We start from the raw sequence: 19813 nt of genomic DNA on the forward strand, positions 1-19813 counted from the left end.
TGCTTTTCTTGTTTATCTTGTTTACCTTGTTTATCTTGTTTGTCCTGTTTGTCTTGCGTGTCCTGCTTATCTTCAGTTTCTTGCTTGTCTAGCTCAAATTTGTCAGAGTCTAATTCAGAAGGCTTGTCTTTTTTAAAGCCCGTTCTTCTATAAATCTTTATTTTGTTCTGTTTTCTATGCTTTGGCATAGGAATCCCCTTTCGAATTGTGTTATTTTATTCTATTCTATGTAATTTAGTAGAGTTTGCTTGGACGATAGTTAGACGAGTATCTTGAATAGGTATTTGTTTTTGATTTGAGCCGAAATATTATATTTTCCGTTATTATATTTTCACGCTTTAAAAAAATTAGTGTTTTTTGTTTTAAACACAACTAGACAACTAAACACTAATCTATTTTCATACAGTTATGTGTTAAAAGCGTGTTGTTTTATAACACACTGTGTGTTTTTTGAGTGACACACTAATTGAAAGCGTTAACACACAAAGGGAATGCTCGGAAAAGTGCTGGTTTTAGTGGTTTTTAAAAGTTGGCGCGATAATTGCATTAACAAATAGCGTAAAGAAAAATAAATAACATAAACTTTTTATACTACACAAGGGGGATTTATAAATGAATATTTTATTATGTTGCTCAGCAGGGATGTCTACAAGTTTACTAGTTACAAAAATGGAAGCGGCTGCAAAAGCTCGCGGTCTAGAAGGAAAGATTTGGGCTGTATCTGGGGATGCCGTAAAAACGAATATCGATCAAGCAGATGTATTATTACTAGGGCCACAAGTTCGTTATATGCTTTCTTCAATGAAAACGCTCGCTGATGAGAAAAACGTTGGAATCGACGTTATCAATCCAATGCACTACGGCATGATGAATGGAGAAGCAGTTTTAAATCACGCATTAACACTTAAAAAATAATTAGGGGGGAAGCGAAATGCAAAAGTTTATTGCCTTCATGGAGAAATATATTGTTCCTGTCGCTGGTAAAATCGGATCGCAACGTCACTTAGCTGCGATCCGTGACGGATTTATTGCAGTTATGCCACTTATTTTAGTTGGTGCACTGGCATCACTAATTAATGGTTTTCCATCTGAAGCTTTCCAAGATTTCATGAAAGGTTTGTTTGGTGAAACGTGGAAACAAGTTGGCGGTGGAATGTGGACTGGTTCTTTCGCGATTCTAGCACTAATCATAGCATTTACAACAAGTTATAACTTAGCAAAATCTTACGGCGTTGATGGTTTGTCAGCAGGTATTATTTCATTTGGTGCGTTAATTATTCTTACACCAACAACACCGAAAGAAGGCGGATTAAACTTAGCCTGGACAGGGGCACAAGGGTTATTCGTAGCAATTATTGTGGCACTCCTTGTTACTGAGGTATTCCGTTTCTTTGTACAAAGAAACATTACTTTTAAAATGCCTGATGGAGTACCACCGGCAGTTTTAAGATCTTTCGCAGCTATAGTTCCAGCATTTGTTATCTTAACAGCAGTTGCAGGTATTCAATTAGCGGTGAAATTAGCTGGTACAAGTGTTCATGAATTTATCTTTAATACGATTCAATCACCACTGCAAAGTTTAGCAGGGACATTACCAAGTGCAATTGTCATTGTATTACTTGTTCATCTTCTTTGGTTCTTCGGTTTACATGGTCCAAATATCGTTGGTGGTATTATTGAGCCATTGTACTTACCGGCATTAGAGAAAAACATGAAGTTATTCCAAAGTGGTACATCTGCATTTGATGTTCCAAACATTGTTACAAAACCATTCTTTGATACTTTCGTATATCTTGGTGGTTCTGGTGCAACATTAGCGTTCTTAGTAGTTGTATTACTTGTAGCAAAAAGTGCACAATTACGCGGTGTATCTCGTCTATCGATTGGGCCAGGTGCATTCAACATTAACGAACCAGTAATCTTTGGTACACCAATTATTTTAAATCCAATTTTATTCTTACCGTTTATCCTAACACCAATTGTATTAGTAATTACTTCTTATACAGCTATATCTATTGGATGGGTACCAAAAACAGTTGTGATGATTCCATGGGCAACACCACCAATTATTAGTGGTTATCTTGTAACAGGTGGACATCTTTCAGGTGCAATTCTACAGTTATTCAACTTTGTAATTGCGATGGTAATCTATTATCCATTCGTTGTGTTATGTGACCGTTCAGTTGTTCGTACTGAAAAAGCAGCAGCGCAAGGAAATAACAACTCTGTACCTATGTAACATAAAGATTGTTCTCACAGACAGTATTGTCTGTGAGAACAATTACCTTTATATCATGTTCAAAAGATGTAATACATCTACAAGAACACCAAACTATCATTCATAAAATAATAATTTAATAGACATGTTCAAACTGAAGGGGTATTTCAATCGGTTGAACCTTATAGAGAGGGCGGTAATTATGATGACTACAGCAGAACAAATTCCATTCCAATTGATTTTAAATAGTGGTAATGCACGAAGCTTTGCAATGGAGGCACTTCAATTTGCCAAACAGGGGAAAATGGCAGAAGCAGATGAAGCGATGGTAAAAGCGAAAGAAGCGATTAATGAAGCACATCATTTCCAAACAGAGCTCATACAATCAGAAGCAAGAGGAGAAAAAACAGAGATTAGTGTTCTATTAATTCACGCACAAGATCATTTAATGAATGCGATTACAGTGAAAGAATTGGCAGCAGAATTTATCGACCTTTATAAAAAGCTTGAAGCGAAAGGGGAATAAAGCATGACTGGAATTAAAATTGCTACAATCGGCGGTGGATCTAGTTATACACCAGAGTTAATTGAAGGATTTATTAAACGTTATGATGAGCTTCCTGTTCGTGAAATTTGGTTAGTAGATATTGAGGCAGGAAAAGAAAAGTTAGAAATTGTTGGTGACTTAGCGAAACGTATGGTGAAAAAATCTGGTTTACCAATTGAGGTACATTTAACGCTTGATCGCCGCGAAGCATTAAAAGATGCTGACTTCGTAACAACGCAGCTTCGCGTAGGTTTATTAGAAGCTCGTGCAAAAGATGAAGCAATTCCGTTAAAATATGATGTAATCGGTCAGGAAACGAATGGTCCTGGTGGTTTGTTTAAAGCACTGAGAACGATTCCTGTCATTTTAGATATTTGTAAGGACATGGAGGAGCTTTGTCCGAATGCATGGCTTATTAATTTCGCAAATCCAGCAGGTATGGTAACTGAAGCTGTACTTCGCTATACAAATATTCAAAGAGTAGTTGGTCTATGTAACGTTCCAATCGGAATTCGTATGGGTCTTGCGAGATTACTGGAAGTAGATGCAAGTCGCGTCCATGTTGATTTCGCAGGTTTAAACCACATGGTATACGGACTAGATGTATACTTAGATGGCGTAAGTGTAATGGATCGTGTGCTAGAGCTTGTAACAGATCCAGAAAAGCAAATTACGATGGAAAACATCGCCGCGCTTAACTGGGAGCCAGACTTTATTCGTGGACTTCGTGCAATTCCATGTCCATACCATCGCTACTACTACAAAACACGTGAGATGCTAGAAGAAGAGAAAGAAGCTTCGATTGAAAAAGGTACACGTGCAGAAGTAGTAAAACAATTAGAAGATGATTTATTCGAGTTATATAAAGACCCGAACTTAGATATTAAACCACCACAATTAGAAAAACGTGGCGGCGCTTATTACAGTGATGCAGCATGTAGCTTAATTACGTCTATTTATAATAATAAAGGTGATATCCAGCCTGTTAATACACGAAACAACGGAACAATTGCAAGCTTACCACATGATTCTGCTGTTGAAGTGAACTGTATTATTACGAAAGAAGGTCCAAAACCAATTGCGGTCGGAGATCTTCCAGTACCAGTTCGCGGTTTAGTACAACAAATTAAATCATTTGAGCGCACAACAATTGAAGCTGCTGTTACAGGTGATTATCATAAGGCGCTGCTTGCTATGACTATTAATCCACTTGTACCATCAGATAAAGTTGCAAAACAAATTTTAGATGAAATGTTAGAAGCTCATAAAGAGCATCTTCCACAATTTTTTAAGAAGATAGAAAAGTAAAAGCGGCGCTATTTAGCCCGCTTTTTTTATTTCGATAGGAGGTATTAGGATGATTAAGCTAATTGTAAATGCAGATGATTTCGGTCTTACAGAAGGTACAAATTACGGCATTATTGATGGGCATATAAATGGACTTGTAAATTCAACGACGATGATGATGAACATGCCAGGAACAGAGCATGCGGTCCGCTTAGCGAAAGAGTATAAAACATTAGGAGTAGGAGTGCATCTTGTGTTAACGGCAGGAGAACCGCTTCTTGGGGACGTACCATCACTTGTGAGTAGCGATGGATTGTTTCATAAACAAAGCGTCGTATGGGAAGGAAAGGTAAGTCCAGAAGAAGTGGAGAGAGAATGGACTGCTCAAATTGAGAAGTTCTTATCTTATGGATTAACACCAACTCATTTAGATAGCCATCATCACGTACATGGATTGCCGATCTTGCGCGATGTTCTTGAGAGATTAGCTGCTAAATATAATGTTCCGATTCGTCGTTGTGAGAAAGAGCGAGCAGTACGCCCGTTTTCAGATGTGTTTTACAGTGATTTTTACGCGGATGGTGTGATGGAAGATTACTTTGTGAAGTTAAAAGAAAGAGTACAAGGTGAACAAACGGTAGAAATTATGGTTCATCCGGCTTATGTTGATCCAGAGCTTGTGAAGCGTTCTTCTTATGTAATGGATCGAGTGAAGGAGTTGCGTATTTTAACAGAGAGTAAGTTGCCAGAAGGAATGGAGCTTGTGAAGTTTTAAAAGGAAAACGACGGCTAAGTGGCTGTCGTTTTTTGAATTACAAAATGGATAGAACATATCCACCAAAGGCTCCAAGTATAACGATAACCCAAGGTGGTGTTTTCCAAAAAGCGAGCAAACAAAAAAGAAGAGAAGCAACGACGAAATCTGAAGAATTCATAATTGTGCTTGTCCAAATAGGATCATAAAAAGCTGCTAATAAAATACCGACAACAGCTGCATTGACTCCAAGTAGTGCACCTTGTATGTAGGATATTTTTCTCACACTGTCCCAAAACGGTAAAACACCAATAACCAGCAAGAAAGCCGGAAGAAAGATAGCGATTGTCGCGAGTATGGCCCCAAGCGTTCCGTTTAGCACTGCTCCTATATAAGAGGCGAATGTAAATAGTGGTCCTGGTACGGCTTGTGTTAATCCGTATCCAGCCAGAAATTGTTCTTTTGTCATCATTCCATTTTGTACGAACTCGCTCTCAAGAAGGGGAAGTACGACATGCCCGCCTCCGAATACAAGTGCACCTGAGCGATAGAAACTATCAAATAAGGCGATGTAATACGAGAACGGCCTTAACATTGGCAGTAGTAGTAATAGGCCAAAGAATAAGACGAGACAAGAAACTGCTACCATTTTGGAAATAGGTACTTTTATATTTTGAGATTGGTTAATTGGTTGGTTACGATATAAAAGCCAACCGATAAAACCAGATACTATAATGAGTAGGACTTGTGTCCAGCTACTTGGCCATAATAAGGCGATCGCTGCAGTGACAATGGCAATCGTTGCACGATTTCGGTCTGGTGTTAACTTTTGGGCCATTCCCCATATTGCGTGAGCAACAATTGCGACCGCTACAAGTTTGAGTCCGTGAATCCAGCCTGAACTTCCAAGTTCGAATTGATTAAGGAATGAAGCGAAAAAGACTAAAACGAGAACAGATGGGAGGGTGAATCCAATCCATGAAATAATCGCTCCTAATAGTCCGCCCCGTACCAATCCAATTCCCATACCGACTTGACTACTAGCAGGGCCAGGAAGGAATTGACATAGTGCTACTAAGTCGCCGTAACTTTTTTCATCCATCCATTTTCTTTTTTGTACGTATTCGTGATGGAAATAGCCGAGATGAGCGACAGGGCCTCCAAATGAAGTAAGTCCTAATTTAAATGAGACGAGAAAAATCTCTAATAATGATTGAAAAGAATAGTTGTTGTTTTTCAAAACTACCTCCTAGAATGTTGTTCTAAGTGCATTATACAAGAGGCTGTAAAACAAAAGAAACGATTCTAATGTAAAGATTGTGTGAATCTTTTCTTCGTAATTAAAATTGAAAAAGTCATAAATGATTATATGTAAACCATAAAGTAGTAGAAGAAGTGCTGGGAAATTTATATAAGGAGAATGCCTGTATGACAACACACTTTTTTGCTAGGCTAACGGGGAAGAGGGAAGTACCTCCTGTAAATACAGAAGCTTATGGAGTAGTAGAATTTATTTTTAGTGATGATTTAACGAAGTTGCATTACAGGGTAATATTAAAAAATATAGAAAAGATCACGTCATGTCAAATTCATTTAGGGAAATCCACTCAAATTGGTCCCGTTGTTTTTTATTTATATGGTCCGCTAGAACAAGGAATTAGTTTGAATGAGGGGAGCATTACTGGTGTAGTGAATGTGGAGAATTTCGAAGGACCTTTACAAGGGAAATCGTTTGTTCATTTCCTCCAAGAAATCATTCAATCTAATGTTTATGTAAATGTTCATACGAAATCACATAAAAAGGGAGAAATAAGAGGGCGGATTAGAAAAGTGAAGAAGTAAATGAAAAGGCTGTCCAAAAAAAATTTGGAACAGCCTTTTTGAGTTAGATAGGGTGACCCTTATTGATAGTAAATTCATATATTTTGAAAATCAACTAGTTTAACTTTTAACAGGTTGATTTTTAATGAAGAAGTCCATGACATAAAATACTTCATCATCGGGTATTTGTATTTCAAATGTATTTTCAATTGGTTGCAGTGCTTTTTTCACTTTCATATACATCCAGTACTCATCTTGTCTTCTTTTCTCTTTATCAGGATGAGGGAGAAGGCTTTCCCCTTTTTGAAGACGGTCAACCATACAGCTCATGTGCAAAATGACTCCCATTAAGCTATCCGGAGTTAACTGTAGGGAGATTAGTTCTTGAATCGTATTTAATGCGTAACGAATGGTTTTAATTAGTAATGCCCCGTCATTACGCTGCATTTGTTGTTCAAGAATCTCAGCCATTTTCGCGTACGTTTCTTCATACGTAATTAATTCTTGAATGGGTTGAATCGCTGTGTAGTTCACAATATCTTGGAAATGATATGTTAAGCATGGTACTTGCACATCGAAATTCGTGACGATACAAATAATGTTACGCTCTTTTTTTATGTTCTCAATCATTTTCGTTAAATCTTTTTCATGGACGATACTAATCGGAATGATTTCAATTAATTCCTTATCGAATCTTAAATAATTCTCTAACATTTTTTGAATAGCTAAAGCACTGCCTTCCCCAGTTAAACAAGCTGTTAAAATAACAGATTTCATTGGAGAGAGTGGCTTTTTCTTTTCTTCTTGTACGTTTAAGTAAAACGGTGTTAAATTTTTTACCGTCTCATATAGTGCGTCTAATGAATAACCAAGCTGAGCTTTTCGTGCCGCTTCTAGTGCGTGTGGTGTGCTCGTCATGGAAAGAACACGTACAGGAATTTTGAACTCTGTTTCTAATATGTCACCGATATAAGCAAGCGATCCCATATCAACGAGTAAGAGAAGCCCGTTTACATTTTGAAGTGTTTTCATATACACTTTCACACGTTCTAAGAAATCTTTCGGTGATTCGTGTAGCGGCATATCAATACCGGTCACTTCATCAATACCGAGAAGCTCGTTTGCCACGTTTGCCATTTCTGTTGCGATGCCATTACCGTGCGCTAATATTAATACTTTTACTTCTGTTTGTGAGGCAGGGATTAGATCGACAACGAAGAACATTGTTAAAAAACCTGCTTCATCGATAGGCATTGTTATTTGTAATTCTTCCTCTAGTAGTTGAATACATTGCATAGCTACGGAAAAGGCTTCTTTATATTTCGTACGAATTTGATTTAATTGTGGGTGATGAATTTGTTTCCCACTTTGTAAGCGTTGTAGAGTTGTCTGTACATGTAAACTTAAAGCGAGAAATACTTTTTCGTCAAACGTCTTAGATAAATGCTTTTCAGCGAGTTCCGCAATTTTTTCACATACGGAAACGATAGTAGGATCAACAATTTTAAAAACATTTTCATGACTTGTCTTTTTTGACATTTGGTTAAAATATTGTACGAAAAAGCTTTGGATATCATTTTCTATTAATAATTCTAATTCTTCCTCTTCAATACCGCGTGCTTGAAGTTCTTCATATTTATAATCGATATAGTCGTAAATAGAAGAACGTTTTTCATCTTCTGTTTTATGTTTGCTCCAACCTTCATCTCCCGTAAATACAAATGTTTCATTTGGTATTTGGTAGAGGTGACGGCTCTTTCTTTCAATAAACAGTCCTTCTTTCATATACCAAGGTAAATCTGTACTTGAAACATAGACAGAATCACGTTTCTTTGTCACAAAATCAGAATAAGCTTTCGCACAAGCGATTTGTACATCCGTTTTTAATTGACCGATGTTATTTGGGCAATTGTAAAAGACGAAAGCCCGCATTGTATTGGAGCTAACATGAATTTCTTTCCTTAGACGGATGGCTTCATTTGTGAAAAATAGTTGTAGTAAAGCAAAGCGTTCTTTATGTGTACGCTCACGAAGTGGTGGAAGCGTGACGGTCATCGGTATACGTCTTGTAAATGTTTTTAATAAGAATGAATTTGGTTCTTCTGTTGTTGCAGTAATGATTAATACTTGTGCTTTACGTTCGTTTTCTGTTTCCCCAAGGCGGCGGTATACTCCGCGGTCAATAAAGGTGAAAAGCATTTCTTGCCCTTCTGGAGGAAGGCGATGTACTTCATCTAAGAAAAGGATTCCTTCATGTGCTTTTTCAATTAACCCTTTTTGATCACTTGCGCCTGTGTAAGCTCCTTTTTTTATCCCAAATAACTGTCCAAGTAGTAATTGTGGATTGTTCGCATAATCAGCACAGTTAAATACGATAAACGGTGCGTTTTTTGGAAGCTGTCCAACTTCGATTGCATATTCGTGCATTAAAGAAGCGAACATAGACTTTCCGACCCCTGTTTCTCCTAGCAGCAAAGTATGCATACCGTTTGGAGGATAGAGGATAGAAGCTTTCGCTTTTTCAATTGCAATTTTAAGGCTGGTATTTTCAACTGCAAATGTATCTAATGAAGTGACGTCTTTTGAATGCGTTTCCAACGAAGGGTTCGTTTCTATATAAAAACGAACAGGGCGCGTATTTGTTTTTAATAAACGTGTATCTTTTACAAGCTTGTTTAAGTCGCTACTTACATTGGCACGATCTAGCTGTAGAAAGGTAGCAAGTTCTGATGCGGTTACACCTTCTGTATAATTTCCTTCTTGTATTGCGTTAAAAATGAGATCTATTCGTTTCATTTCTATTCACCTCGAAACTTCATCACTATTTAAAATTTTACACAAAAATGAGAAGTGTGGGAAGAGAAAAATAAAGTGAAACTTTAATCAGTGGGGTTTTTGTTCGTCCCCACTGATTATTAGCCTTCACCAATTGGGCGTTTAAGGGCAGTTGATTTTCCACCTAACGTCTTTGTTCTAACTGAATTTTGAGGTGGGAGTCTTACTGCCCGTTAACGCGGGGTAAAACAGCTTTAGCCCATAATCACTAAAGCTGTTACAATCTGGTGTCTTTCCAAAAATTCACTTCGAGATGGGAAGATGGATTATAAGGAAGAAGTTTGTATCCTTGTGACTGTAAATAGTCAATAACTTTTGGAAGTATTTGTACAGTGACACTCGAATCGTGCATTAAAATAACCTCTACTTGCTCATCGCTTTGATTACGTACCCTTTCTAGTACGGCAGAAGGGTTATCATAACTTTTCCAATCATATGTATCAATTGTCCAATCCCACATTTTATACTGGGCCGATACAAGTGCGTCGCGGTAATTTTTTTTTAAGTAAGGCATGCTACCGTATGGGACGCGAACGAGATGTGTATTTAATTTGGTAACTTGTTGGACAATGTTTTGTGTTTGTTCCATTTCTGTAATTAAAGCAGAAGGATCGCCAGTATAAAGGCGTTTTACATCGTGTGACATACTATGAAGTCCGATATAATGGCCATCTTTAATTAATCGTTGCATCGTTTTTTTGTAATGCGGCACTTTTCCGCCAATAACAAAGAAAGTTGCTTTTCCGTTCTTTTCTTTTAAAATGTTTAAAATTTGCGCAGTATATTTGTTTGGTCCGTCATCAAATGTTAAGTATGCAATTTTTTGTGTAGGAGAGTTGGCTTCAGTGTTTGGATGATGTTCAGCAGGAATAACTGTTGTTGCTTCGATAGTAGATGATGCGTACATAGTAATTGTTAAAAATAAAATGATGCACTGAAATACTCGCTTGATCATAACATTCACCCTCAGTTTGACAATCAAGATGTAAAAAATAAAATTTGATACTTTTCTTATTATGTATATCTTTCTCCAATAGAGGAACTCTCAAACAATCTATATTTTGGAAATGTCAAATAAGGAGTAAAAAAATAGCCTCCTCTTTCTTAGAAGAAAGAGGAGGCTATTTGAATATTTCATAATAGTAAAGGCTATACTACAATTAGTCTTCGCGTTTTTTCACTTTTTTATAGAAGGAAATAATTGGTTTGTAACGTTCGTGTACAAGGCCGATTACTTCAGCAATAATTTCTGTAAAGAAGATTAAAACGAAAAGAAGAATAATGGATAACCATAATGTCGCACTACTGAAAATAATTGCATTTATACTAAAGAAAATACCAAATGCATAAATAATTAGTACCGTTTTACGATGGGAGAATCCCATTGCAAGTAAGCGGTGATGTAAATGCGATTTATCTGGTGCTGAAATAGGTTTTTTATTAACGATACGGCGGATGATTGCAAATGTCGTATCGAATACAGGTACACCTAAAATGATAACTGGAACGATAAAGCTGAATAACGTTACGCTTTTGTATAATCCAAGTAACGATATAACAGAAATACAGTATCCTAAAAATAGTGCTCCTGTATCTCCCATGAAAATCTTTGCTGGATGGAAGTTGTAGAATAAAAATCCGATTGTACTTGCTAATGTAATTAATGCGAGTGGCAAGATAATAGCTGCTCCAGTACCCCAAGGGCTAGTGAAGGCCATATACGCCAGCGTTGCAAGTACGATAGATGAAATTCCAGCAGATAGTCCATCTAAACCATCAATTAAGTTGATGGCATTTGTAATACCTACGATCCAAAACACTGTAATTGGATAAGCAAGCCATCCAAGTTCAGTATCCCCAAGGATTGGAATATATAATACTTGCACTAATAATCCACTTTTTACAATCATAATGGCAACTAATAGTTGTCCACCAAATTTAACCTTCGCAGATAATTCGTACATATCATCTAAAATTCCGATGATTACAATGATGATCGCACCTAGCGTTATCGATAACATTCTTTGTTCATATAAGCCACCAACAACAAATCCTACAGCTACACCGATAAAAATTGCTAACCCGCCAAGACGAGGCATAATTTTTTGGTGCACTTTACGTGCGTTTGGCTTATCTGTTGCTCCTATTTTAAAAGCTAATTTAATAACTAAAGGAGTAACGATGAGTACAGTGATGAATGATGCCAAGATGGCATAAATCACTTGTGAGTCCATTAATACCCCACCTTTTTATAGTCTAACATAATTTTTTGATGATTTATCTGAAAATTATGATGTTTATTTGCAGGCTCATAACATATGGTATCACAAAAAGATTAGAATTCAATCTTTTTTTCTTTTTGCAACAAGTGGAAGTGAATAGAATATATGACAATTGTATAGGGAATGTTGGGCCATTTGAGAAGGTTGCGCGTGTTGGTATTTATAATAGGCCATTTCTGCTTCTCTCCTATAGTGAGTACTTTTACTTCAGTACTATAAGTGTTACACGTAGAAATGAGTAAGTTCCGTGTTAAAATGTGGGAATTTATATTATCTCATTTAACTTTACAAAAACTTAAAAAAGAATGGAAAAGTTCATTCATATAATAAAGAAGTAAAAGGGGTTTCTCATTTTCATTATGGGAGGAGGAAGCACAGGGGAATACTATGTATTCTTATATTTTCTATTGTATATTCCTGTGCGAAAGGAAAATGAAAATTACAGTAATCGGTACTGGATATGTTGGATTAATTACCGGAGTAGGTTTGGCGAGATTGGGACATTCGGTCACGTGTTTTGATATAAATCATGAAAAAATTGAACGGATAAAACAAGGGGATTTGCCTGTTTATGAATGTGGCTTACATGAATTAATACATGATACGCATCAGTATACACATTTAACTTTTACAACAAGTAAATCAAAGGCTTTTAGCGATGCCGAGTTTATATTTATTGCGGTTGGAACTCCATCATTAGCAGATGGGACAGCTGATTTAACGTATATTCAGCGTGCATGTGATGACATTGGGACATACGTGAATAACGATATTATTGTTGTTACGAAGAGTACGGTTCCTGTAGGTACAAATGATGCGATGAAGGGATGGATTGAGGAGAAGCTACAAGGGAGGCATACGTTACATATCGTATCGAATCCAGAGTTTTTACGAGAAGGTTCTGGTATTCATGATTTCTTCCATGGTGATCGCATTGTAATTGGAGCAGATGATGAGAAGGTAGCACGGAAAGTAGAGAATTTGTACAGTGCATTATGTTTACAAACGTATATTACAGATATTAAAAGTGCAGAGATGATTAAATACGCGTCTAATGCATTCTTGGCTACAAAAATTAGTTTTATTAATGAAATTTCGAATATATGTGAGAAGGTAGGGGCCAATGTGTTAGATGTAGCAAAAGGGATGGGTATGGATAAGAGAATTGGTACCCATTTTTTACAGGCAGGCATTGGATACGGGGGATCATGCTTTCCGAAAGATACGAAAGCACTTGTACAAATTGCAGGGAATGTTTCTCATGATTTTCGCTTGTTAAAAGCGGTCATTGACGTGAATAATAAGCAGCGTTTGTTATTAGTTGAAAAAGCGAAAAAAGTAATAAATATGAATAAGAAGCGGGTTGCAGTTCTTGGAGCTGCGTTCAAACCAAATACGGACGATATTAGAGAAGCACCATCTCTTATTATCATACAGGAATTAATTAATATGGGTGCAGATGTAGTGGTATACGATCCGAAAGCAATTCAACATGTACAACAAATATTTGGGAAGACGGTACAATACGCTGAATGTATAGATGAAACGATTAGAGATGCGAGTGCAGCTTTTATCGTAACCGAATGGGAAGTTATTCGAACGTATCCGTTAGAAAAGTATGTACAACTTATGGGGGAGCCTATTCTATTTGATGGGAGAAATTGTTATACTATTGAGGATGCGAAGAAGCAAGGGATAGATTACTACTCAGTAGGGCGAAAGAATGTTTGTAATCACCATGTTGCTACTATGCGTTAAAAAGAGATGCACCCTGTCTATTTTTTATATGTCATAATAGAGGTTGTAACTAGTGAAAGAAAAGAGGCAATAATATGACTGAACGTTTAAAAGTAATGACAATTTTCGGGACACGTCCAGAAGCAATTAAAATGGCACCTCTTGTATTAGAGTTGCAAAAGCATCCAGAAAAAATCGATTCGATTGTGACTGTAACAGCACAACATCGTCAAATGTTAGATCAAGTATTAAGTATCTTTGGAATTACGCCAGATTTCGATTTAAATATTATGAAAGACCGTCAAACTTTAATTGATATTACAACGCGTGGTTTAGAAGGTTTGGATAAAGTAATGAAAGAAGCGAAACCGGATATTGTACTTGTACATGGCGATACAACAACAACATTTATTGCTAGCTTAGCTGCTTTCTATAATCAAATTCCAGTAGGCCATGTTGAAGCTGGACTTCGTACATGGGATAAGTATTCTCCATATCCAGAAGAGATGAATCGTCAATTAACAGGCGTAATGGCGGATCTTCATTTCTCACCGACAACGAAATCAGCAACGAATTTACAGAAGGAAAATAAAGATGAGTCACGCATTTTCATCACAGGAAATACAGCGATTGACGCACTGAAAACGACTGTAAAAGAAACATATAGTCATCCTGTATTAGAGAAGCTAGGAAATGATCGTCTTGTACTGATGACAGCGCATCGACGTGAAAACTTAGGTGAACCAATGCGTAATATGTTCCGCGCAATTAAGCGCCTTGTTGATAAGCATGAAGATGTACAAGTTGTGTACCCTGTTCATATGAACCCTGTTGTTCGTGAAACAGCGAATGATATTTTAGGTGAACATAGCCGTATTCATTTAATCGAGCCGCTAGATGTAATTGATTTCCATAATGTTGCAGCTCGTTCATACTTAATGTTAACGGATTCTGGCGGTGTACAAGAAGAAGCTCCATCATTAGGTGTACCAGTTCTTGTTCTTCGTGATACAACAGAGCGCCCAGAAGGTATTGAAGCAGGCACGCTGAAGTTAGCAGGAACAGATGAAGAGGTAATCTTTACACTTGCTGATGAGTTACTATCTGATAAAGAAGCGCATGATAAGATGGCGAAAGCATCTAACCCTTACGGTGATGGTCGTGCATCAGAGCGAATTGTAGAATCGATTTTGCAACACTTCAATAAGTAAATAAAAAAAGCCAAATCGCATATGATTTGGCTTTTTTTTGTTATTGCTGATTTCTCATAATCCACTCTGCATGAGCATTTGTAGAAGGAGGCGGGTCAGTTGGTGTTTTGTTCTGGCTCGTTTCTTTCTTTGCTTTTTCGTTAGAGTTAGAATTTGAATCATGATTTGATTCAGTTTTTGTAGTTGGATCTGTAGAAGCTTTTGCTCCTATTTCTTTTTCAATTTCGTTACGTACCGTCTCTACACTGATTGGATCTGGAAGGAAGTAATAAATACCGTCTATTTTTCTGTCTTCTCCTTCAAGCTTTAACGTTTGTATTGTAGAAGGATCAAATCCAGCGAGTTTATTGTAAAGAGCAAGTCCGTCTGAAATAGGAATGTCGGTTTTTATATATTTTCCAACGACAGTTGTTAAATCTTTAATTTTAAATACAGTAGAAGCGGAATTTAGTTTTTGAGCAACAGCAGCTAGTAATTGTCTTTGTCTATCAGCTCGACCATAATCGCCATTTGGATCCTGCTTTCGCATACGGACGTAAGCGAGTGCTTCTTCACCGTTTAAGTTTTGCTTTCCCTGCTTAAATTGAATTTTTTTGTAGTAATCCACGTCGGAACGCTCCCAAAAATCGAAGGGGACATCAACGGTAACACCGCCAACAGCATCAACGATACCTTTAAAGCCTTGGAAATCAATTTTAATATAATGGTCTACAGGAACTTTTAGAAAACCTTCAACAGTTTTGATTGCCATTTTTTCTCCACCGTAAGCATGCGCAGCGTTAATTTTGTCTTCTTTATTCTTTCCAACAATTGGAACCTTGGTGTCACGAGGAATACTCATAAGCGAAACCTTTTGAGTTTTCGGATTGACTGTCGCAAACATTAATGAGTCTGTACGACCATTTTGACCGTCTGTTGCATAATCCTCAATCCCCATAATGAGGAGTGTAAAAGGTTCCTTTGTAATTTCTACATCTGCAGCTCTTAAATCTGATTTTTTACGAGCAAAACCACTATACATCCCCATAAGAGAAGAGTAGGAATTTAATATATATAACCCTACACTACTAAATAAAAAGGCGGAAATAATAAAGAAGAGAAGCTTTCTTCTACGTTTCTTTTTTATTCTTCTGTTTTGGAGATGGTGATAACGTTCTTCCATATATAATCTCCTTAGTCCATTTGTAGGGAAGTAATTCACTACATTAATCTTTAGATGTGAACAATAAGTTGTTTTTATACAACATCTTGTTCTAAGTACAACATATCTCCTTCTGTAATTGTACATTTTCCGTTTGTTAGTTCAATCATCCAATCTGTGAATGTTTGTTTTCCGTCTTCTTCTACATACGTATCAAATGTGACATTTTCTAGATAATGTATATCTTTAATGGCATATTTTGAATTTCGTAATTCATTTTCGACCTTACCAAGTAATGTGTAATCAATTTCGGTCTGCATAACTCGCATTAGCTTTCGTTCAACAACACCGACGTAATTAATACCTTCACTTGTACATTTTCCATACGCACGAATTAATCCACCTGCACCAAGTTTTATGCCGCCAAAATAGCGTGTCACAACAACGACAGTATCTTTTAGACCGCGTTTTTTTAGTACCTCTAACATAGGTACACCAGCTGTACCGCTAGGTTCACCATCATCATTTGCTTTTTGGATATGATCTTGTTCACCGATTAAATATGCGGAACAATTATGTGTTGCATTCCAATGTTGTTTTTTTATTTTTTGTATAAATTCTTGAGCTTCTTCTTCAGTTGTAGCTCTGCTTACATAACAAATAAATCTTGATTTTTGAATGACAATTTCGTTTTCGCCATAGCCTTTGATTGTTAAATATTGTAATAGCACTGATATACGCCCCTATCTATCAAAATGACCAGTACTTACATTTTAAAAGCGTACGTTTTTATATTCAAACATTTTTTATAAACATGTTGAAATTTTTGATGAGTATTTTATCTTTTTGTTGTAATTTGTCGAGATGGTGAGTATAATTTCTGACTGGCATTTTCATGTATGGATGCACCATTTCTAGTTTTCGTGTAAAATTAGGAAATAAAAACTTTTTTATAAGGCAGGTACGAAAATGAAAACAGCTATTGTTACTGATAGTACAGCGTATATACCGAAGCATATTCGTGAAGAACTCAATATATATATGATTCCATTAAACGTTGTGTTTGGAACGGAATCTTATCAAGAAGAAGCTGAGATTTCAGCAGATGATTTTTATGTGAAAGTACGTGAGCAAGAAGAACTTCCGAAAACATCTCAGCCAGCAATTGGAAAGTTTGTTGAGCTATATGAGGAATTATCTAAGGATTATGATGCAGTTATTAGTATCCATCTTTCTAGTGGAATTAGTGGTACTTACCAAACAGCAACGACAGCCGGACAGATGGTAGAGGGTATTGAAGTATATACTTACGACTCTGAAATTAGTTGTGAAGTACAAGGATTTTATGTACGTGAAGGTGCAAAACTAGCAAGTGAAGGCAAGGAACCAAAAGAGATTATCGCTCGTTTTGATGAAATGAAGCAAACAATTGATGCTTATTTTGTAGTGGATGATTTACACCATTTACAACGCGGTGGAAGATTAAATAGTGCGCAAGCTTTCATCGGTAGCTTGCTACAAGTGAAGCCGGTTTTATATTTTAGAGATAAAGTCATTATTCCATTTGAAAAGATTCGTACACGTAAAAAAGCATTAAAACGTATCGTTGAAATTTTTGATGAACAAGCAAGTAAAGGTGTACCTATGGAAGCGGTGATTATTCATGCGCAACGTGAAGAGGAAGCGAATGAATGGAAGCAAGAATTAGAAGCGAAATATCCTCATGTTACAATTCGCACTGGTTATTTTGGTGCTGTAATTGGTACGCATTTAGGTGAAGGTGCGCTAGGTCTTGGATGGTACACGAAGTAATAAAGATATAAAAAGCTCTCTTTTTGAAGAGAGTTTTTTTACGGACATTTTACGTTTAGTTGACAAGTTAATATTTGGGAATGGTAAAATGTACGTAAAATAAAATATCGGGGAAAGTTTTATAACTTACTTTTTACAAGAAACTATATTATAATAGAAGAGAGGTGAAACATATGGAGCATAATTCTTGTTTATGTCCAAAGTTTGAGTCAGCTTTTACTTTGCTTAGTAAAAAATGGACTGGCTTAATTATTAAATCTTTGCTCGAAGAATCGAAACGTTTTAGAGAAATCGCAGACATTATACCGAATATGAGTGATCGTATGTTGTCAGAGCGTTTAAAGGAATTAGAAGGCGAAGGCATTGTAGTTCGTAACGTTTATCCAGAAGTACCAGTTCGAATTGAGTATGGCTTAACTGAAAAAGGGAAAGCGTTAGAAGCTGTTATGGATGAAGTCCAAAATTGGGCTGAGAAATGGATGAAGTAGCGTTTCGATTTCATTTGTATTGGTATATTTAAAAAAACGTAAGGCCGCCTTACGTTTTTTCTTTGTTTATAAAAAGGGTAAGGCTTTTAAATTTCTACACATACATACAAAATTATACGTATTTTGCGCTAGAGGCGCATATAATATTACATTTGTTTTACAAAAGCGTAACATTAGCAAAAAAAATCCCGAATTATGGTATAAATTTTATAGGTTATATACGGAAAAAAGAAAAAGAAAGCGGTGTAAAAAATAAAATGAAAAAGCTAAAAATGGCGTCTTGCGCATTAGTTGCAGGGTTAATGTTTTCAGGGCTAGCACCAAATGCATTTGCAGAAGATAATATTTCTGATGTGAAATCACAAATTAACACACAAAATGACACTTTACATAAACAACAACAAGAGCGTGATGAATTACAAAAACAAATGAATGACTTAAACAAAACAATTCAAGGTTTAGATAAGTCTGTTCAAGATAATTCTGCAAAACTTGATGAAACAACGAAAAAAGTTGCTGATACAGAGCAATTAATTGAAAAGAAAAATCAAGACATTGCAGAGCTACAAACAAAAATTGCAAAGCGTGAAGAGTTATTAAGAAAACGTTTAGTTGCACTTCAAGAACAACCGAACACGAACGTTGTAACAGAAGTTCTTGTAAACTCTAAAAACATTGCAGATTTAGTTGATCGTTTAAATTCTGTTTCTAAAATTCTTGCGTCTGATGAAGACATCATGAAAACACAACAAGAAGATCAAGCGAACGTGAAAAAAGATGTTGCAACAGTGAAAGAAAAACAAAAAGAATTAAAAGAAGCACAAGCTCAAATTGAAACTGCTAAGAAAGAACTTGACGCTGAAAAAGCGAAAAAAGAAACGGCAGTAAATGATTTAAGTGGCAAAATGGATACGGTTGTAACTTCAATGACAAGTACGGAAGATCAATTGAAAGAGCTTGAAAAGCAAGCATTACAATTACAACGTATGGCTGAACAAGAAGCACAAGAAAAAGCGGCACAAGAAGCTGCGGCTCAAAAACAAGCAGAACAAGCTCAGCAAGCGGCACCAGCGCAAGCTCAACAAGCAGCAGCACCAGCGCAAGCGCCTGCAGCACCAGCACCAGCAAACAACGGTGGACAAGCTCAAAAAGAAGAGCCTAAAAAAGAAGAACCTAAAAAAGAAAAGAAACAACCAGCACCGGCACCAGCACCAGCTCCAAATGCGGGTGGTGTAATTGGTAAAGCGCAACAATACTTAGGTATGCCATATGTTTGGGGAAGTGCATCTCCATCAAACGGTGGTTTTGACTGTAGTGGATTCATTTCTTACGTCTATGGTGTAGGTCGTCAAGACGTTGCAGGTTACTGGAATTCAGTTTCTAGAGTAAGTAGCCCACAACCTGGAGATTTAGTATTCTTCCAAGGTACTTATAAAGCAGGTCCATCTCACATCGGTATTTACGTTGGCAATGGCCAAATGATTCATGCTAGTGATAAAGGAATTGCGTACGGTGATATTAATAGTTCATACAACCAAAAACATTTCTTAGGATACGGTAGATTCTAGGATTTATAATTGAATAAAACACGTGTATAAAGTCGATAGCTTACTATTTTATAAGTAGGTTATCGGCTTTTTTGAGTTTTTACGAGATTATGAGAAAAGCTTATAGTAGTGC

The 19813-nt window shown here is 36.6% G+C and carries 17 protein-coding genes and 1 pseudogene; 11 read left to right on the forward strand and 7 right to left on the reverse strand.

From position 1 onward, the window contains the following. A pseudogene (locus tag COI75_RS08910) lies at positions 1 to 188 on the reverse strand (polyamine aminopropyltransferase); the annotation flags it as partial. Between the two features lie 424 nt (positions 189 to 612). Between COI75_RS08910 and COI75_RS08915 the strand changes: the two are divergent. The 5 genes from COI75_RS08915 to chbG all read left to right on the forward strand — a co-directional run bounded on the left by COI75_RS08915 (position 613) and on the right by chbG (position 4827). Then, a complete protein-coding gene (locus COI75_RS08915) occupies positions 613 to 915 on the forward strand; it encodes a PTS sugar transporter subunit IIB (protein WP_001023568.1) in 303 nt (100 codons plus the stop codon). A 16-nt stretch (positions 916 to 931) separates the two neighbouring features. Further along, a complete protein-coding gene (gene celB, locus COI75_RS08920) occupies positions 932 to 2239 on the forward strand; it encodes a PTS cellobiose transporter subunit IIC (RefSeq protein WP_001168818.1) in 1308 nt (435 codons plus the stop codon). Between the two features lie 181 nt (positions 2240 to 2420). After that, positions 2421 to 2744 (forward strand): PTS lactose/cellobiose transporter subunit IIA, encoded by a 324-nt coding sequence (locus COI75_RS08925; RefSeq protein WP_000989050.1) that lies wholly within the window; start codon positions 2421 to 2423, stop codon positions 2742 to 2744. 3 nt (positions 2745 to 2747) lie between these two features. Beyond that, positions 2748 to 4073: a 6-phospho-beta-glucosidase gene (gene celF / locus COI75_RS08930; RefSeq protein WP_000145736.1), complete on the forward strand. Its 1326-nt coding sequence runs from the start codon at positions 2748 to 2750 to the stop codon at positions 4071 to 4073. 49 nt (positions 4074 to 4122) lie between these two features. Continuing rightward, on the forward strand, positions 4123 to 4827 hold the full coding sequence (gene chbG / locus COI75_RS08935) for a chitin disaccharide deacetylase (RefSeq protein ID WP_000593470.1): 705 nt from the start codon (positions 4123 to 4125) through the stop codon (positions 4825 to 4827). Between the two features lie 37 nt (positions 4828 to 4864). On the opposite strand, the gene COI75_RS08940 is transcribed toward chbG, so the two are convergent. Further along, positions 4865 to 6046: a chromate transporter gene (locus COI75_RS08940; RefSeq protein ID WP_000794687.1), complete on the reverse strand. Its 1182-nt coding sequence runs from the start codon at positions 6044 to 6046 to the stop codon at positions 4865 to 4867. 188 nt (positions 6047 to 6234) lie between these two features. Here COI75_RS08940 and exsM point away from each other — a divergent pair, with 188 nt between their 5' ends. Beyond that, complete coding sequence (gene exsM, locus COI75_RS08945) at positions 6235 to 6648, forward strand: exosporium regulatory protein ExsM (protein WP_000207050.1); 414 nt, start codon at positions 6235 to 6237, stop codon at positions 6646 to 6648. 99 nt (positions 6649 to 6747) lie between these two features. Here exsM and COI75_RS08950 read toward each other — a convergent pair whose 3' ends face one another. The 3 genes from COI75_RS08950 to COI75_RS08960 all read right to left on the reverse strand — a co-directional run bounded on the left by COI75_RS08950 (position 6748) and on the right by COI75_RS08960 (position 11696). Beyond that, positions 6748 to 9423, reverse strand: coding sequence for a PRD domain-containing protein (locus COI75_RS08950; RefSeq protein ID WP_000820951.1), 2676 nt, complete (start codon positions 9421 to 9423; stop codon positions 6748 to 6750). Positions 9424 to 9679: 256 nt separating this feature from the next. Beyond that, positions 9680 to 10417: a polysaccharide deacetylase family protein gene (locus tag COI75_RS08955; RefSeq protein ID WP_000597146.1), complete on the reverse strand. Its 738-nt coding sequence runs from the start codon at positions 10415 to 10417 to the stop codon at positions 9680 to 9682. Between the two features lie 205 nt (positions 10418 to 10622). Further along, on the reverse strand, positions 10623 to 11696 hold the full coding sequence (locus COI75_RS08960; protein ID WP_000378303.1) for a glycosyltransferase family 4 protein: 1074 nt from the start codon (positions 11694 to 11696) through the stop codon (positions 10623 to 10625). 435 nt (positions 11697 to 12131) lie between these two features. On the opposite strand from COI75_RS08960, the gene COI75_RS08965 reads away from it, so the two are divergent. After that, the gene (locus COI75_RS08965) at positions 12132 to 13502 is read left to right on the forward strand and encodes a UDP-glucose dehydrogenase family protein (RefSeq protein WP_141535093.1); all 1371 of its coding nucleotides are present in this window, start codon (positions 12132 to 12134) and stop codon (positions 13500 to 13502) included. A gap of 74 nt (positions 13503 to 13576) precedes the next feature. Then, on the forward strand, positions 13577 to 14692 hold the full coding sequence (gene wecB / locus COI75_RS08970) for a non-hydrolyzing UDP-N-acetylglucosamine 2-epimerase (protein ID WP_000140116.1): 1116 nt from the start codon (positions 13577 to 13579) through the stop codon (positions 14690 to 14692). Positions 14693 to 14732: 40 nt separating this feature from the next. Here the strand turns inward: wecB and COI75_RS08975 are convergent, their stop codons facing one another. Then, complete coding sequence (locus COI75_RS08975) at positions 14733 to 15854, reverse strand: LCP family protein (protein WP_000392751.1); 1122 nt, start codon at positions 15852 to 15854, stop codon at positions 14733 to 14735. 74 nt (positions 15855 to 15928) lie between these two features. Next, positions 15929 to 16564, reverse strand: coding sequence for a YigZ family protein (locus tag COI75_RS08980; protein ID WP_000926692.1), 636 nt, complete (start codon positions 16562 to 16564; stop codon positions 15929 to 15931). A 238-nt stretch (positions 16565 to 16802) separates the two neighbouring features. Between COI75_RS08980 and COI75_RS08985 the strand changes: the two genes are divergently transcribed. From COI75_RS08985 to COI75_RS09000, 3 genes are all read left to right on the forward strand, one after another. Then, a complete protein-coding gene (locus COI75_RS08985; RefSeq protein WP_000844778.1) occupies positions 16803 to 17645 on the forward strand; it encodes a DegV family protein in 843 nt (280 codons plus the stop codon). A 173-nt stretch (positions 17646 to 17818) separates the two neighbouring features. Continuing rightward, positions 17819 to 18133 (forward strand): winged helix-turn-helix transcriptional regulator, encoded by a 315-nt coding sequence (locus tag COI75_RS08995; RefSeq protein ID WP_000400854.1) that lies wholly within the window; start codon positions 17819 to 17821, stop codon positions 18131 to 18133. 152 nt (positions 18134 to 18285) lie between these two features. Beyond that, on the forward strand, positions 18286 to 19701 hold the full coding sequence (locus COI75_RS09000; protein WP_141535094.1) for a C40 family peptidase: 1416 nt from the start codon (positions 18286 to 18288) through the stop codon (positions 19699 to 19701). The last annotated feature ends 112 nt before the right edge of the window (positions 19702 to 19813 follow it).

It is taken from the genome of Bacillus cereus (assembly GCF_002564555.1).
Lineage (GTDB): Bacteria > Bacillota > Bacilli > Bacillales > Bacillaceae_G > Bacillus_A > Bacillus_A cereus_K.

Coding starts and splice junctions, on each gene's coding strand:
- chbG (WP_000593470.1), top strand. CDS start 4,123: ATGATTAAGCTAATTGTAAATGCAGATGATTTCGGTCTTACAGAAGGT.
- COI75_RS08985 (WP_000844778.1), top strand. CDS start 16,803: ATGAAAACAGCTATTGTTACTGATAGTACAGCGTATATACCGAAGCAT.
- COI75_RS08975 (WP_000392751.1), bottom strand. CDS start 15,854: ATGGAAGAACGTTATCACCATCTCCAAAACAGAAGAATAAAAAAGAAA.
- celB (WP_001168818.1), top strand. CDS start 932: ATGCAAAAGTTTATTGCCTTCATGGAGAAATATATTGTTCCTGTCGCT.
- COI75_RS08955 (WP_000597146.1), bottom strand. CDS start 10,417: ATGATCAAGCGAGTATTTCAGTGCATCATTTTATTTTTAACAATTACT.
- COI75_RS08965 (WP_141535093.1), top strand. CDS start 12,132: ATGTATTCTTATATTTTCTATTGTATATTCCTGTGCGAAAGGAAAATG.
- celF (WP_000145736.1), top strand. CDS start 2,748: ATGACTGGAATTAAAATTGCTACAATCGGCGGTGGATCTAGTTATACA.
- COI75_RS08915 (WP_001023568.1), top strand. CDS start 613: ATGAATATTTTATTATGTTGCTCAGCAGGGATGTCTACAAGTTTACTA.
- exsM (WP_000207050.1), top strand. CDS start 6,235: ATGACAACACACTTTTTTGCTAGGCTAACGGGGAAGAGGGAAGTACCT.
- wecB (WP_000140116.1), top strand. CDS start 13,577: ATGACTGAACGTTTAAAAGTAATGACAATTTTCGGGACACGTCCAGAA.
- COI75_RS08960 (WP_000378303.1), bottom strand. CDS start 11,696: ATGGACTCACAAGTGATTTATGCCATCTTGGCATCATTCATCACTGTA.
- COI75_RS08950 (WP_000820951.1), bottom strand. CDS start 9,423: ATGAAACGAATAGATCTCATTTTTAACGCAATACAAGAAGGAAATTAT.
- COI75_RS08995 (WP_000400854.1), top strand. CDS start 17,819: ATGGAGCATAATTCTTGTTTATGTCCAAAGTTTGAGTCAGCTTTTACT.
- COI75_RS08925 (WP_000989050.1), top strand. CDS start 2,421: ATGATGACTACAGCAGAACAAATTCCATTCCAATTGATTTTAAATAGT.